The organism is Kitasatospora sp. NPDC091335, from assembly GCF_044757205.1.
Taxonomy (GTDB): Bacteria; Actinomycetota; Actinomycetes; order Streptomycetales; family Streptomycetaceae; genus Kitasatospora.
Genome location: NZ_JBIVUM010000001.1, coordinates 500820 through 514754, shown reverse-complemented (window position 1 = coordinate 514754; position 13935 = coordinate 500820). Strand labels below are relative to the sequence as shown.

Genomic DNA, 13935 nt, shown 5'->3' with positions numbered 1-13935 from the left:
CTGGCAGCAGTCGCAGCGCTACTCGGGGAAGCCCGGGATCACGCCTTCGCCGTCGGCCAACAGCAGCTCGCGGACCTCGTCGATCGTCGCGTCCGCGCTCGGCAGGATCAGCTCCGACGGCTCCAGAGAGTCCAGCGGCAGCGGAGCGCCCGAGCCCTTCACCGCGGCAAGCAGCTTGCCGTAGGTCAGCCGGAAACGCTCCTCGTCGCCCGACTCCACCGCGGTGACGAGGTCAGAGTCGAGCGTGTTCAGCTCGTTCAGGTGGTCCTCGCCCACCTCGTACTGCCCTTCACCCATGACCCTGATGATCATGCCGTGCGTCTCCCTGGTTCGTGGGGTCGAGCTCAGATCACTTGTTGTAGTTGATGCGCGGGGTGTCCTGCTGCGGCTGCGGCTGGGCGTCCTGCGGCCTGCCCTGCTCGATCGCGGCGGGGCCGGCGGAGGAGGGACCGGACAGCTCGGCCTTCATCCGGGCCAGCTCCAGCTCGACGTCGGACCCGCCGGCCACCCGCTCCAGCTCGGCCTCGATGTCGTCCTTGCGGCCCAGGCCGCTCGCGTCGTCCAGCGCACCGGAGGCGAGCAGCTCGTCGATCGCACCGGCCCTGGCCTGCATCTGGGCCGTCTTGTCCTCGGCCCGCTGGATCGCCAGGCCGACGTCGCCCATCTCCTCCGAGATCCCGGAGAAGGACTCGGCGATGCGGGTCTGCGCCTGGGCGGCCGTGTACGTCGCCTTGATGGTCTCCTTCTTGGTGCGGAAGGCGTCCACCTTGGCCTGAAGTCGCTGGGAGGCGAGGGTGAGCTTCTCCTCCTCGGCCTGGAGCTGCTGGTACTGCGTCTCCAGGTCGGTGATCTGCGACTGCATGTTGGCCTTGCGGGTCAACGCCTCACGGGCGAGGTCCTCGCGGCCCAGGGACAGGGCCTTGCGGCCCTGGTCCTCGTACTTCGCCGACTGCTGCTGGAGCTGGGTCAGCTGGAGTTCGAGCCGCTTGCGCGAGGTCGCGACATCCGCGACACCCCGTCGTACCTTCTGGAGCAGCTCAAGCTGCTTCTGGTAGGAGTAGTCAAGCGTCTCACGCGGATCCTCCGCCCGATCCAAGGCCTTGTTCGCCTTGGAGCGGAAGATCAGCCCCATACGCTTCATGATTCCGTCGCTCATGGGCCTCGGGTGCCCCCTTCTCCGGCCTGCGGTCTCTATCTCGTTACCAGACACGACGAGTGTATGTGCAGCGAGCCCGTCGCCGCAGTGCACCTGCCTGCAACAAGACTGCTACAGGCACCAGGGGCGTTTCCTCCTCCCCCGGGTGGATCCGCCCCTCATACCCCCCATCGTCCATCCGACTGATCCCCTACGGGAAGGCCCCGGGAAACCCGCGCCGGACCGCGACCTCGCGGTATCGATATGTGTTCGGTTCCGAGGGCACCCGTGGAAGCCGCGTCGCACCCCGTACGCTGGGGGTGTGTTCCGACGCCGTTCAGATGATGCCGCCGCCTCCGCCACCGTGCTGGAGAAGCAGGACGAGACGACCGCCCGCGACCCGCAGGCCAAGAAGGGCCGACCCACCCCCAAGCGCAGTGAGGCCGAGGCCAACCGGCGTACCCGGGTGACGGTGCCCAAGGACCGCAAGGAGGCCAGCCGCCAGGCCCGCGACCGCATGCGGGTCGAGCGCGAGAAGCAGCGCCAGGCCCTGATGGACGGCGACGAGCGCCACCTGCCGGCCCGTGACAAGGGCCCGGTGCGCAGGTTCACCCGCGACTTCGTGGACTCCCGCTGGTCGCTCGCCGAGTTCTTCCTGCCGGCCGCCGTGGTCATCCTGGTGCTGAGCATCGTCAAGGTGCCGACGCTCCAGCTGCTCTCCACGCTGCTGTTCCTGCTGTTCTTCGTCTTCGTGATCCTGGACTTCGTCCGCCTCGGCCTCGGCCTGCGCAAGCAGCTGGCCGAGCGCTTCGCCGGGCAGAACACCCGCGGCGCCGTCGCGTACGGCATCATGCGCACCCTCCAGATGCGCCGGCTGCGCCTGCCCAAGCCGCAGGTGCGGCGCGGGGAGAAGCCCTGACCGCCGAACCGGTCGACTCCGGCTGGGCCCCGCCGTCCTGGGAGGGGCCCGGCCTCTACGCACTTCCCGGCCATGGGGACGCGCTTCCCGGCCAGGGGGGCGCACTTCCCGGACACGGGAGCGGGCTTCCGGGGCAGGGTGAGGGCGTCCACGACCGGCTCGCCCAGGAGCGTCGGCTGCCCTCCCGCAGCGGGTCCTTCGCCGGCGGCACCGGTGCCTGGCTGGAGCGGCTCGGCGGGCTGCGCAACTTCGTCCGCCAGGAGCTCGTCGCCCGTCAGCTGGCCGAACAGCTGGCCGGGCGCAGCGCGCAGCGCGTCCTCGACATCGGCTGCGGCCAGGGCACCCAGGCCCTGCGGCTGGCCCGGGCCGGCCACTACGTCACCGGACTCGACTCGGACCCGGTCGCGCTCGGCGTCGCCCAGGGGGCGCTCGCCGAGGAGCCGCCGGAGGTCCGCGGCCGGATGCAGCTGCTCAGCGGCGACGGCCACCAGTGCGGGCGCTGGTTCGGCCCGCGCAGCTTCGACGTGGTGCTCTGCCACGGCGTGCTGATGTACCTGCCCGACCCGGACCCGATGATCGCCTCGCTGGCCCGGCTGCTGGCGCCCGGCGGACTGCTCTCGCTGCTCGTCCGCAACCGCGACGCGCTCGCCCTGCGGCCCGCCGCCGCCGGGGACTGGCGGGCCGCGCTGCACGCCTTCGAGAGCGACCGGTACTACAACCGGCTCGGACTGGCCGCGCGCGCCGACCGGCTCGCCGACCTGACCGTCACCCTGTCCGAGGTGTCGGTGCCGATCCGGCACTGGTACGGCGTGCGGGTCTTCACCGACAACGCCCCGGACGACGCGACGCCGCCGGTGGACGGGCGGCAGCTGGCCCAGCTCCTGGAAGCCGAGGACCGGGCCGGCCGCACCGACCCCTACCGGCAGGTCGCCGCGCTCCTGCACGTGATCGGGGCGAAGTAGCCCCGCCGGATCGGGGCGAAGTGGCCGCACCGGCCGCACCGGCCGCTCCACCCCGTCGGGCCTACTCCTCGCTCAGGCTCATCGCGTAGACGACCCGGTCGTCCTCCAGCAGCACCGCGGTGTCCACACCGTCCTCCGCGAGCTGCTTCCAGGTCTCCCCGATCCAGGTCTCGGCGTCCCCCTGGCCGGCGAACTCCTCCTGGTTGCCGCCGGGCGCGACCGCACTGCCGTCCGACTTCTCGTACCGCCACGTCCAGACCATGCCGGCTCCTCCCACTGACCACTGACCACGCTGCCTGTGTTGCTGCGCACCATAGCCTGCCCGGCTCGATCTTCCGTATGCCTCGTCCGGCAGGATGGACGGCATGGCGACCCCATCCCAGCCCAGCCGCCCCGCGCCGCCCCGGACCCTGCTGCTCGGCGGCGCCCGCTCCGGCAAGTCCACCCGCGCCGAACAGCTGCTCGCCGGCCACCGGGACGTCCTGTACGTGGCCACCGGCGGCACCAGGGACGGCGACACCGAGTGGGCCCAGCGGGTCGCGCTGCACCGGGAGCGCCGGCCCGCGAGCTGGCGCACCGCCGAGACCTGCGACCTGGAGGCCGTCCTGGCCGACCGGACCGACCGGGCGCCGGTGCTGGTCGACTGCCTCGCGCTGTGGCTGACCGCCGTGATGGACGAGTGCGGCGCCTGGGACGACGAGGTCTGGGCGGACGGCGGAGAGGCCGCCGTGCAGCGCCGCTGCGAGGCGCTGGCGCGGGCCTGGGCGGCCACCGGCCGGGCCGCCGTGGCGGTGAGCAACGAGGTCGGCATGGGCGTCGTCCCCGCCACCGCCGCCGGCCGCCGCTTCCGCGACACCCTGGGCCGGCTCAACATGGCCGTGGCGGACGCCTCCGAGCGGGTCCTGCTGGTGGTGGCCGGGCAGGCGCTCACCATCAAGCCGGACCCCTTCGCACCGGACGTCAAGCCAGCCTCGGCATGAACATCCGCGGCGTGTAGCCTTCCGGACGATGGACACGACCGTGGATCTCGATACGTTCTCCTCGCTCGTCGAGCGCCCCGACGAGAGCGCCCGGCGGGCCGCCGAGGAACGCTGGCAGGCGGCCGACCGGCCGCGCGGCGGGCTCGGCAGGCTGGAGGAGCTGGGCAGCTGGCTGGCCTCCGTACAGGGGCGCTCCCCGGTGCTGCCGGTCTCCGCGCCCAAGGTGCTGCTGTTCGCCGCCGACCACGGCGTGGCGGCGCTCGGGGTCTCCCGGATGCCCGCCGACGGCGGCACCGCGGCCCGGGTGCGGGCGGTGCTCGACGGCAGCGCGCCGGTGTCCCGGCTGGCCGCGCGCTACGGCGCACAGGTCAGGGTGGTCGACGTCGCGGTGGACGCCGACCCGGCCGACTTCCCGGACGAGGTGGTCGCCCACCGGGTCCGGCGCGGCTCCGGGCGGATCGACGTCGAGGACGCGCTCACCGCGCAGGAGACCGTCCGGGCCTTCCGGGCCGGCATGGCCGTCGCCGACGAGGAGGCCGACGCCGGCACCGACCTGGTGCTGCTCGGTGACCTCGGGGTCGGTGCCACCACGGTGGCCGGCGTCCTGGTCGGCGCGCTGTGCGGGACGGACGCGGCGGCGGTGACCGGGCGCGGCTCCGGGATCGACGACCGGGTGTGGATGGTCAAGTGCGCCACCATCAGGGACTCGCTGCGGCGGGCCCGGCCGGTGCTCGGCGACCAGCTGGCGCTGCTCGGCGCCACCGGCGGGGCCGACTTCGCGGCCATCACCGGTTTCCTGCTCCAGGCGGCCGTACGGCGGCTGCCGGTGGTCCTGGACGGCGTGGTCTCGGCGGCCTGCGCGCTGGTCGCCCAGCGGATCGCCTTCCGGGCACCGGAGTGGTGGCGGGCCGGGCAGTCCAGCGGCGAGCCGGCCCAGGCGAAGGCGTACGACCGGCTGACCCTGACGCCGTTGCAGGACCAGGGCATCATCATGGGCGAGGGCCTCGGGGCGCTGCTGGCGCTGCCGCTGCTCCAGGCCGCGGGGGACGTGCTCGCGGACGAGGCGCCCAAGCCGTTCGTGCCGGCGGCACCGCGGGAGCCGAAGGCGCAGCCGAAGCTGCCCTCGGCGGCGGACCTGCTGCGAAAGCTGTAGACGGAGGCGGGGGCATCGGCGACCGGCCGCCCGCGACCGGGTGACGGCTCGTCGCCTTCCGCCGTACGGTTCCCCGCGCCCCTGTCGGGCGCGGGGATTTCCGTTTGTGCGGTGCGGTGCAGCGCGGTGCGGGTCAGGGCAGCGCCGTGCGGGTCAGGGCAGGTCAGTGCGATGAGGAGATGACGATGGCCGGCGGCGGCGATCGGGCCGGCTGGGCCGACGGCCTGCGGTTCGGGTTCGGGACGCTGTCCGTCCTGCGGGTGCGGGTGGAGCGGTGGGACCGGGCGGCCGGGGCCCGGGCGATGATGACGGCTCCGCTGGTGGGGCTGGTGCTGGGGACGGCCGCGGCCGCGGCCGGAGCGCTGGTGGCCTGGCGGGCGGGCGGGCTGCTCGGCGCGGTGACGGCGGTGGCGGTGCTCGCCGGGCTGACCCGGGGGCTGCACCTGGACGGTCTGGCGGACGTCGCCGACGGGCTGGGCAGCGGGAAGCCGGCCGAGGACGCCCTGCGCATCATGAAGCAGTCCGACATCGGGCCGTTCGGCGTACTGACCCTGGTCCTCGTCCTGCTCCTCCAGATCGCCGCCCTGGCCGGTCAGTTCGGTCACTCTCCGTTGCGAGGCGCGCTCGCGGTGCTCGCCTCCGCGACGGCCGCGCGGTGCGCGCTCACCTGGGGTTGCCTGCGCTCGGTGCCACCCGCACGGCCCGGCGGGCTCGGGGCGATGGTGGCCGGCACCGTGCCGCCCGCGGGAGCCGCCGCGGGGACGGCCGCCACGATGCTCGCCCTGGCCGCGCTCGGATTTTCTGACGGATGGTCAACTCTCCGGCTGCCACTGGCCGTTGTGATCGGCGTGGGCTGCGCCCGGCTGCTGCTCGGCCGCTGCGTGCGCCGGTTCGGCGGGATCACCGGCGACGTGCTCGGCGCGATGGCCGAGACCGCGACGGCCGCCTCGCTGTTCGCCCTGGCGTTGCTCGGCTGACACCGGGCGGCGCGTGATCCCAGCATGCGGACTACCATGCGTGAAGCACCGCAGCCCTGCACCGTGGCAGGTCCTGCCCGCCCGGCGCGCACCGAGGAGCCGGGGCCTCTGATGTGCGCGGCCGCCTCCGGCGGACGCGCGCTCCAGGGGGCCCGGACCTCCGGGCCCGCCGGCGGACGGCCTGCGACGGCGGGCTGCGCCGGTGCGGCAGTCTCGCCGTGACCGGCCGTGGACCGCGAAAGAACAGGACGCATTACGTGACTGCATTGTCTGTGAGCACCTCCTCCGCCGCCTCGCTGCGCGCGGACGCCCTGGTGGTCGGTGTCGCGAAGGGCCCGAAGGGCATCGTGCTGGCCCCCGGCGCCGAGGCCGTGAACGAGGCGTTCGAGGGCAAGCTGGCCGAGGTCCTCGGCACCCTGGGCGCGACCGGCGCCGAGGGCGAGGCCGTCAAGGTCGCCTCCCCCGCCGGGCTGAAGGCCGCGCTCGTGCTCGCGGTCGGCCTGGGCGAGGCCGCCGAGGACGGTTACCAGCCGGAGGCGCTGCGCCGCGCCGCCGGTGTCGCCGCCCGCACCCTGGCCGGCGCCAAGAAGGCCGCGCTGGCCCTCCCGGTCGAGTCCGCGGCGGACGTCGAGGCGGTCGCGCTGGGCGGCCTGCTCGGCTCGTACGCCTTCGGCGCGTACAAGGCCAACGGCAACGGCAAGGAGCCGGTCGGCGAGCTGGTCGTGCTGGCCGCCCGCAAGGGCAGCAAGGACGCCAAGGCCGCCGTGGAGCGTGCCGCCGCGATCGGCGAGGAGATGAACCGCGCCCGCGACCTGGTCAACACCGCGCCGAACGACCTGAACCCGAAGAGCTTCGCCGCGATCGCCCAGGCGGCCGGCAAGGAGCACGGCCTCAAGGTCGAGGTGCTGGACGAGAAGGCGCTGACCAAGGGCGGCTTCGGCGGCCTGCTGGGCGTCGGCGGCGGCTCGGCGAACCCTCCCCGCCTGGTGAAGGTGGCCTACACCCACCCGAAGGCCAAGGCCACCCTGGCGTTCATCGGCAAGGGCATCACCTACGACTCGGGCGGCATCTCGCTGAAGCCGGCCGGCCACAACGAGACCATGAAGTGCGACATGGCCGGCGCCGCCGCCGTGTTCGCCACCGTGGTGGCCGCCAAGCGCCTGGGCCTGGCCGTCAACGTGACCGGCTGGCTCGCCCTGGCCGAGAACATGCCGTCCGGCAGCGCCACCCGCCCGGGTGACGTCCTGAAGATGTACGGCGGCAAGACCGTCGAGGTCCTGAACACCGACGCCGAGGGCCGCCTGGTGCTGGCCGACGCGATCGTGCGGGCCGGCGAGGAGAACCCGGACGTCATCATCGACGTGGCGACCCTGACCGGCGCCATGGTGATGGCCCTGGGCAACCGCACCTTCGGCGTGATGGCCAACGACGACGAGCTGCGCTCGGAGCTGCACACCCTGGCCGGCGAGGCGGGCGAGCAGTCCTGGCCGATGCCGCTGCCGGCCGACCTGCGCAAGGGCTTCACCGAGTCGACCATCGCCGACCTGTCCAACATGGGCGAGCGGATGGGCGGCGGCCTGACGGCCGGTCTGTTCCTGCAGGAGTTCGTGGCCGAGGGCACCGCCTGGGCGCACCTGGACATCGCCGGTCCGGCGTTCCACGAGGGCGCGCCGTACGGCTACACCCCGAAGGGCGGCACCGCGAGCGCGGTGCGCACCCTGCTCCGCTTCGCCGAGCAGAAGGCGAACGGCAAGGCCTGATCCAGGCACCTCCCCGCTGACGGGGCCCGGCGCGCGTGCGCCGGGCCCCGTCGGCGTTCCGGCCCGGTTACCCACGGGTAGGCCGGGGCGCCATGGCGAACCCCTGTTCGCTGCGGGCGAAACTTTGTTCCACAGTGCGGAAGTCGCCGCGGCGAGCGGTGCGGAAGCCGCCCGTCCGGCGGCTGTCAACACCGCGCTGAGCTGCGATGATGCCCTTCCGTCCGGGGTGCTCCCGCCCCGGTGACCGCTCCACGGGACACCCCTGGGGCGGGCCCGGACATCAGCCGCCGTGAACAAGTGCGAAGATGTATTTCCGGCACGACTGGGCGCCCCACAAAGGCTTCCGACCCACCGGACCGCGACCGGCCCGGCGACCCACCCCATGCATGGAGGACGTGACGTGGCGAACGACGCCAGCACCGTTTTCGACGTTGTCATTCTCGGAGGCGGAAGCGGCGGTTACGCCGCGGCGCTCCGCGCCGCTCAGCTGGGCCTGAGCGTCGCCCTGGTCGAGAAGGGTGAGCTCGGCGGCACCTGCCTGCACCGCGGCTGCATCCCGACCAAGGCTCTGCTGCACGCCGCGGAGATCGCGGACGAGACGAAGGAGGCCGCCGAGTTCGGCGTGCTGGCCACCTTCCAGGGCATCGACATCAACGGCGTCCACAAGTACAAGGACGACGTCATCGCCGGCCTGTACAAGGGCCTCCAGGGCCTGGTGGCGTCCCGCAAGGTGACCTTCATCCAGGGCGCGGGCAAGCTCTCCTCGCAGACCTCGGTGGACGTCAACGGCCAGCGCATCGAAGGCCGCCACATCGTCCTGGCCACCGGTTCGGTGCCGCGCTCGATCCCGGGCCTGGAGATCGACGGCAACCGTGTGATCTCCTCGGACCACGCCCTCAAGCTCGACCGCATCCCGAAGTCGGTCGTCATCCTCGGTGGCGGCGTCATCGGCGTCGAGTTCGCCTCCGTCTGGAAGTCCTTCGGCGTCGAGGTCACCATCGTCGAGGGGCTGCCGCACCTCGTCCCGCTGGAGGACGAGAACTCCTCCAAGCTGCTGGAGCGCGCGTTCCGCAAGCGCGGCATCAAGTTCGAGCTGAAGGCTCGCTTCTCGGGCGTCGAGTACACCGAGACCGGTGTCCGCGTCTCCACCGAGAACGGCAAGCAGATCGACGCCGACCTGCTGCTCGTCGCCATCGGCCGCGGCCCCGTCTCGGCCGGCCTCGGCTACGAGGAGAACGGCGTCGCGATGGACCGCGGCTACGTCCTGGTCGACGAGTACATGCGCACCAACGTGCCCACCATCTCCGCCGTCGGCGACCTCGCCCCGACCCTCCAGCTGGCCCACGTCGGCTTCGCCGAGGGCATCCTGGTCGCCGAGCGCCTGGCCGGCCTCAAGCCGGTGCCGATCGACTACGACGGCGTTCCGCGCGTGACCTACTCCAACCCCGAGGTGGCCTCCGTCGGCATCTCCGAGGCCAAGGCCGTCGAGCTGTACGGCAAGGAGAAGGTCGTCACCCTGAAGTACAACCTGGCCGGCAACGGCAAGAGCAAGATCCTGAAGACCGCCGGCGAGATCAAGCTCGTCCAGGTCAAGGACGGCGCCGTGGTCGGCGTCCACATGGTCGGTGCCCGCATGGGCGAGCAGGTCGGCGAAGCCCAGCTGATCTACAACTGGGAGGCGCTGCCGGCCGAGGTCGCGCAGCTCATCCACGCGCACCCGACCCAGTCCGAGGCCCTGGGCGAGGCGCACCTGGCGCTGGCCGGCAAGCCGCTGCACGCGCACGACTGATCACGCCCCACCCCCTTTCCCGGTACTTCCCGTACGCAAGTACTTCCCGTACGCAAGACTTGATAGGAGTCGCTGAAACCATGGCGGTCTCAGTAACACTGCCCGCGCTGGGCGAGAGCGTTTCCGAGGGCACCGTCACCCGCTGGCTGAAGGCCGAGGGTGAGCGTGTCGAGGTCGACGAGCCGCTGCTGGAGGTGTCGACCGACAAGGTCGACACCGAGATCCCGGCCCCGGCCTCCGGCATCCTGGCCTCGATCAAGGTCGCCGAGGACGAGACCGTCGAGGTGGGCGCCGAGCTGGCGATCATCGACGACGGCTCGGGTGCCCCGGCCGCCGCCCCGGCCCCGGTCGCCGAGGCCGCGCCCGTCGCCGCTCCGGCCGCTCCGGTTGCCGCCCCGGCTCCGGTCGCCGCTCCGGCTGCCGCCCCGGCCGCCGACGCCACCCCGGTGCTGCTGCCCGCGCTGGGCGAGTCGGTCACCGAGGGCACCGTCACCCGCTGGCTGAAGGCCGAGGGCGACACCGTCGAGGTCGACGAGCCGCTGCTGGAGGTCTCCACCGACAAGGTCGACACCGAGATCCCGTCGCCGGTCGCCGGCACTCTGGTGAAGATCCTGGTCGGCGAGGACGAGACCGCCGAGGTCGGCGCCCAGCTCGCGCTGATCGGCGCCGCCGGTGCCGTCGCCGCCGCCCCGGCTCCGGTTGCCGCTCCGGCTCCGGTCGCCACTCCCGCCCCGGTTGCCGCCCCGGCTCCGGCTCCGGTTGCTGCTCCGGTCGCCGCTGCTCCGGCTGCCCCGGTTGCCGCTCCGGCTCCGGTCGCCGCCCCGGCCCCGGCCGCTCCGGTCACCCCGGCCCCGGTCGCCGCCCCGGCTCCGGCCGCCCAGGCCGCTCCGGTGGCCGACGCCGGTGACGCCTACGTCACCCCGCTGGTGCGCAAGCTCGCCGCCGAGCACGGCGTCGCGCTGTCCTCCGTCGCCGGTACCGGCGTCGGCGGCCGCATCCGCAAGCAGGACGTCGTCGCCGCCGCGGAGGCCGCCAAGGCCGCTCCGGCCCCGGTCGCCGCTGCCGCTCCGGCCGCCGCGCCGAAGGCCGCCGCCGCGCCGTCCGCCCTGCGCGGCCAGACGGTCAAGATGACCCGCATGCGCAAGGTCATCGGCGACAACATGCTGAAGGCGCTGCACGAGCAGGCCCAGCTGACCAGCGTGGTCGAGGTCGACGTCACCAAGATCATGTCGCTGCGCGGCAAGGCCAAGGAGGGCTTCCAGGCCCGCGAGGGCGTCAAGCTCTCCCCGATGCCGTTCTTCGTGAAGGCCGCCGCCCAGGCGCTCAAGGTCCACGCGGTCGTCAACGCGCGGATCAACGACGCCGAGGGTACCGTCACCTACTTCGACACCGAGAACATCGGTATCGCGGTGGACTCGGAGAAGGGTCTGATGACCCCGGTCATCAAGGGCGCGGGCGACCTCAACATCGCCGGCATCTCGAAGAAGACCGCCGAGCTGGCCACCAAGGTCCGCGACAGCAAGATCACCCCGGACGAGCTGTCCGGTGCCACCTTCACGATCAGCAACACCGGCTCGCGCGGTGCGCTCTTCGACACCGTGATCGTGCCGCCGAACCAGGTCGCCATCCTGGGCATCGGCGCCACCGTCAAGCGCCCGGTGGTCATCGAGGCCGACGGCGGCACCGCCATCGGCATCCGCGACATGGTCTACCTGTCGCTCTCCTACGACCACCGCCTGGTGGACGGCGCCGACGCCGCCCGCTACCTGGTCTCGGTCAAGGAGATCCTGGAGGCCGGCGAGTTCGAGGTCGAGCTCGGCCTCTGACCCCACCAGGTCCCCGCGGAACCCCGCGTACGGAACCCCGCGTCGTCCCCGGACGGCGCGGGGTTCCGCCGTTCCCGGCCCCCGGTCGTACCGAGTCGCGGGCATGAACCGAGTCGTGGCATGCGCGGACGCGGCCGAACGGGGATGCTGGAGCGGTGATGGACGAGACCGACTTCTGGCAGATCATCGACGAGACCCGGGAGGCCGCCGACGGCGACCCCGACGAGCAGGCCGACCTCCTGGTGGAACGGCTCCTCCAGCTGACCCCGGACGACGTGATCGACTTCGCCCGGCTGTTCCAGGCGCGCTTCGGGCGCGCCTACCGCTACGACCTCTGGGGTGCGGCCTACCTGCTGCTCGACGGCGCCTCCGACGACACCTTCGACTACTTCAGGTGCTGGCTGATCGGCCAGGGCCGGGAGGTCTTCGAGGGCGGGCTGACCGAGCCTGACGACCTGGCGGACCTGCTGCCCGAGTTCGACGAGGAGGAGGACGGCGAGGCCGAGGACCTCGGCTACGCGGCGGACGAGGCGTACGAGCGGCTGACCGGGCTGCCGCTGCCCGAGGTGGGCGGGCGGCAGGCCGACCGGCCGGCCGGGCCGGTGCTGGACTTCGACGACCCGGACGCCATGGCGAAGCGCTTCCCCAAGCTCTGGGAGCGGTACGGGGACTAGCCGCGCCCTGGGGACGTGTCAGGTGCTGCTGCCCGACGAGCTGTCCTGCTTGATGCCCTTGAGGATCTGGTCCAGCACCGAGACGTCCGGCGCGGCCGGGTTGTCGTCCACGCCGCCCTCCATGACCACGTAGCCGCCGCCCTTGGCCGGGAGGGCGACCAGCAGAACGTGGCCCTGGGTGCCGTCCGTGGTGCGGACGTGCCAGCGGGTGGCGTAGCCGAGCACGCCGGCCACGCTGACGTAGCCCGAGCCGGAGTCGGTGTGGGAGCTGATCCCGGAGAAGATCTGCCCGGCGTAGACGGGCATCTGGGCGTCCGCGGCCCCCTTCGGCGTGGAGCCCTGGATGGTGTCCTTCTCGACCGAGAACTGGCCGCGGATGCACTGGCTGCCGTCCGGGCAGGTGTAGCGGCCGGTGCCGAGGTAGACCGACGAGTGCGGCGGGCTGCTCGTCACCTCCCAGCCCTCGAAGACCGGCACCGTGATCGAGTGCTGCGCGTCGGGGACGGTGCTCTTGACCACCGGCAGGGGCTTGGGCGTGGGAGGGGGCACGATCGGGCTGGGGCTCGACGACGGACTGGGACTCGACGAGGGGCTGCTGCTCTGGGTCACGGTGACCGTGGGGTTCGGGGTCGGGTCCGCCTTCGGGTCGCCCCCGCCGCCGCCGAACGCGATCCCGGCGGCGATCCCGCCCACGGCCAGCACGCCGACCGCGATGCCGACGATCAGGCCGGTCTTCGGCTTGGGCGGGGGCGGCGGGTAGCCGGGGCCCGGGTAGCCGTAGCCCGCGCCCTGGGCGGGGTAGCCGCCCTGGGCCGGGGCCGGGTAGCCGCCCTGGGCCTGGGGTTGGGCCTGGTAGGCGTCCTGTCCCGGGTATCCGTAGGCCGGGGCCGCCGGTCCGCCCGGGTAGCCGTAGTCGGGCCGCTGGTCGGACGGCGCCCAGGGCTGGGTGGGGGCTTCGGCGAACCCGCCCGCGACGCCGCCCTGAAGCGGTCGTACCTCACTGGTCCAGGCGTTGCCGTCCCACCAGCGCTCGTGACCGGGGGTGCCGTCCGCACCCGGGACCGGGTACCACCCGGGAGGCGTCGAGTTGCTCACGGGCGAAACGGTACCCGGCGCGGCGGCGGGCCGGACAGCGCGGGACCGTCACGACTCTGCACCGCCGGGGAGACGGTGGACGGCCGCTTCCGCCGGGCCGGTCCCGCTGGCCGGCGAGCGGGCCCCGGCAGGCTCAGCCGGCCAGCCGGCGGGCCATCCAGACGTCGTCCACGTACTGCCCGTCGATCAGGAACTCCTCGGCCAGCGAGCCCTCGACGACGAAGCCGCAGCCCTCGTAGAGGCGGCGGGCCTGCGCGTTCCAGCCGAGCACCCGCAGGGTCATCCGGCGGGCGCCCTCGGCCCTGGCCGCCTCGCAGGCCGCCTCGACCAGGCGGCGGCCGATGCCCCGGCCGCGGACGGTGCCGTCGACGGCCAGGCCCTGGATCTGCCGCACGTGACGGTTGCTCGCCAGTGGAGTGGGCGGGACCTGGCGGACGTAGCCGACGATCCGGCCGTCCAGCACGGCCAGCAGGAACTGCCCCGGGGTGCGCCGCTCGTCGAAGAGCGGGTCCTCGACGGGCGGTCGCGGGGAGACGTCGGACCGGACGGACCAGGCCGCGTGGTTGAGGACGGCGAGCTCGCGCTCGTCCTCGCTCCGCGCCGTACGGATGATCAGATCGTCGTCAGGCATACGCGCCATGCTAGTGAGACGCGTCCGAACGTGA

General features: G+C 73.1%; 13 protein-coding genes and 1 pseudogene. 9 read left to right on the top strand and 5 right to left on the bottom strand.

The genetic code is table 11. The features are described from left to right. Positions 1 to 18: 18 nt before the first annotated feature. Complete coding sequence (locus tag ACIQOW_RS02290) at positions 19 to 312, bottom strand: hypothetical protein (RefSeq protein ID WP_401078811.1); 294 nt, start codon at positions 310 to 312, stop codon at positions 19 to 21. Positions 313 to 349: 37 nt separating this feature from the next. Continuing rightward, a complete protein-coding gene (locus ACIQOW_RS02285; RefSeq protein WP_188297387.1) occupies positions 350 to 1156 on the bottom strand; it encodes a PspA/IM30 family protein in 807 nt (268 codons plus the stop codon). A 301-nt stretch (positions 1157 to 1457) separates the two neighbouring features. Between ACIQOW_RS02285 and ACIQOW_RS02280 the strand changes: the two genes are divergently transcribed. Next, positions 1458 to 2054, top strand: coding sequence for a DUF3043 domain-containing protein (locus ACIQOW_RS02280; RefSeq protein WP_317620133.1), 597 nt, complete (start codon positions 1458 to 1460; stop codon positions 2052 to 2054). Between the two features lie 221 nt (positions 2055 to 2275). Then, entirely contained in the window at positions 2276 to 3016 is a 741-nt protein-coding gene (locus ACIQOW_RS02275; RefSeq protein ID WP_223244421.1) for a class I SAM-dependent methyltransferase, read from the top strand. A 61-nt stretch (positions 3017 to 3077) separates the two neighbouring features. Here ACIQOW_RS02275 and ACIQOW_RS02270 read toward each other — a convergent pair whose 3' ends face one another. Continuing rightward, positions 3078 to 3278, bottom strand: coding sequence for a hypothetical protein (locus ACIQOW_RS02270; protein ID WP_188297388.1), 201 nt, complete (start codon positions 3276 to 3278; stop codon positions 3078 to 3080). A gap of 136 nt (positions 3279 to 3414) precedes the next feature. Here ACIQOW_RS02270 and cobU point away from each other — a divergent pair. From cobU to ACIQOW_RS02235, 7 genes and pseudogenes are all read left to right on the top strand, one after another. Next, positions 3415 to 3996: pseudogene (cobU, locus tag ACIQOW_RS02265) on the top strand (bifunctional adenosylcobinamide kinase/adenosylcobinamide-phosphate guanylyltransferase); the annotation flags it as partial. Between the two features lie 28 nt (positions 3997 to 4024). Further along, positions 4025 to 5149: a nicotinate-nucleotide--dimethylbenzimidazole phosphoribosyltransferase gene (locus ACIQOW_RS02260; RefSeq protein WP_401078807.1), complete on the top strand. Its 1125-nt coding sequence runs from the start codon at positions 4025 to 4027 to the stop codon at positions 5147 to 5149. Between the two features lie 179 nt (positions 5150 to 5328). Continuing rightward, positions 5329 to 6126, top strand: coding sequence for an adenosylcobinamide-GDP ribazoletransferase (locus ACIQOW_RS02255; RefSeq protein WP_401078804.1), 798 nt, complete (start codon positions 5329 to 5331; stop codon positions 6124 to 6126). A 257-nt stretch (positions 6127 to 6383) separates the two neighbouring features. Beyond that, positions 6384 to 7886 (top strand): leucyl aminopeptidase, encoded by a 1503-nt coding sequence (locus ACIQOW_RS02250; protein WP_401078801.1) that lies wholly within the window; start codon positions 6384 to 6386, stop codon positions 7884 to 7886. Positions 7887 to 8268: 382 nt separating this feature from the next. Next, positions 8269 to 9675: a dihydrolipoyl dehydrogenase gene (gene lpdA / locus ACIQOW_RS02245; protein WP_188297393.1), complete on the top strand. Its 1407-nt coding sequence runs from the start codon at positions 8269 to 8271 to the stop codon at positions 9673 to 9675. Positions 9676 to 9755: 80 nt separating this feature from the next. After that, positions 9756 to 11501: a 2-oxoglutarate dehydrogenase, E2 component, dihydrolipoamide succinyltransferase gene (gene sucB, locus ACIQOW_RS02240; protein ID WP_401078797.1), complete on the top strand. Its 1746-nt coding sequence runs from the start codon at positions 9756 to 9758 to the stop codon at positions 11499 to 11501. Positions 11502 to 11659: 158 nt separating this feature from the next. Then, entirely contained in the window at positions 11660 to 12175 is a 516-nt protein-coding gene (locus ACIQOW_RS02235) for a DUF4240 domain-containing protein (RefSeq protein ID WP_401078794.1), read from the top strand. Positions 12176 to 12193: 18 nt separating this feature from the next. Here ACIQOW_RS02235 and ACIQOW_RS02230 read toward each other — a convergent pair whose 3' ends face one another. Together ACIQOW_RS02230 and ACIQOW_RS02225 are read right to left on the bottom strand one after the other, a co-directional pair. Continuing rightward, positions 12194 to 13270: a DUF2510 domain-containing protein gene (locus tag ACIQOW_RS02230; protein WP_401078791.1), complete on the bottom strand. Its 1077-nt coding sequence runs from the start codon at positions 13268 to 13270 to the stop codon at positions 12194 to 12196. 133 nt (positions 13271 to 13403) lie between these two features. After that, the gene (locus ACIQOW_RS02225) at positions 13404 to 13901 is read right to left on the bottom strand and encodes a GNAT family N-acetyltransferase (RefSeq protein ID WP_401078788.1); all 498 of its coding nucleotides are present in this window, start codon (positions 13899 to 13901) and stop codon (positions 13404 to 13406) included. Positions 13902 to 13935: the final 34 nt, after the last annotated feature.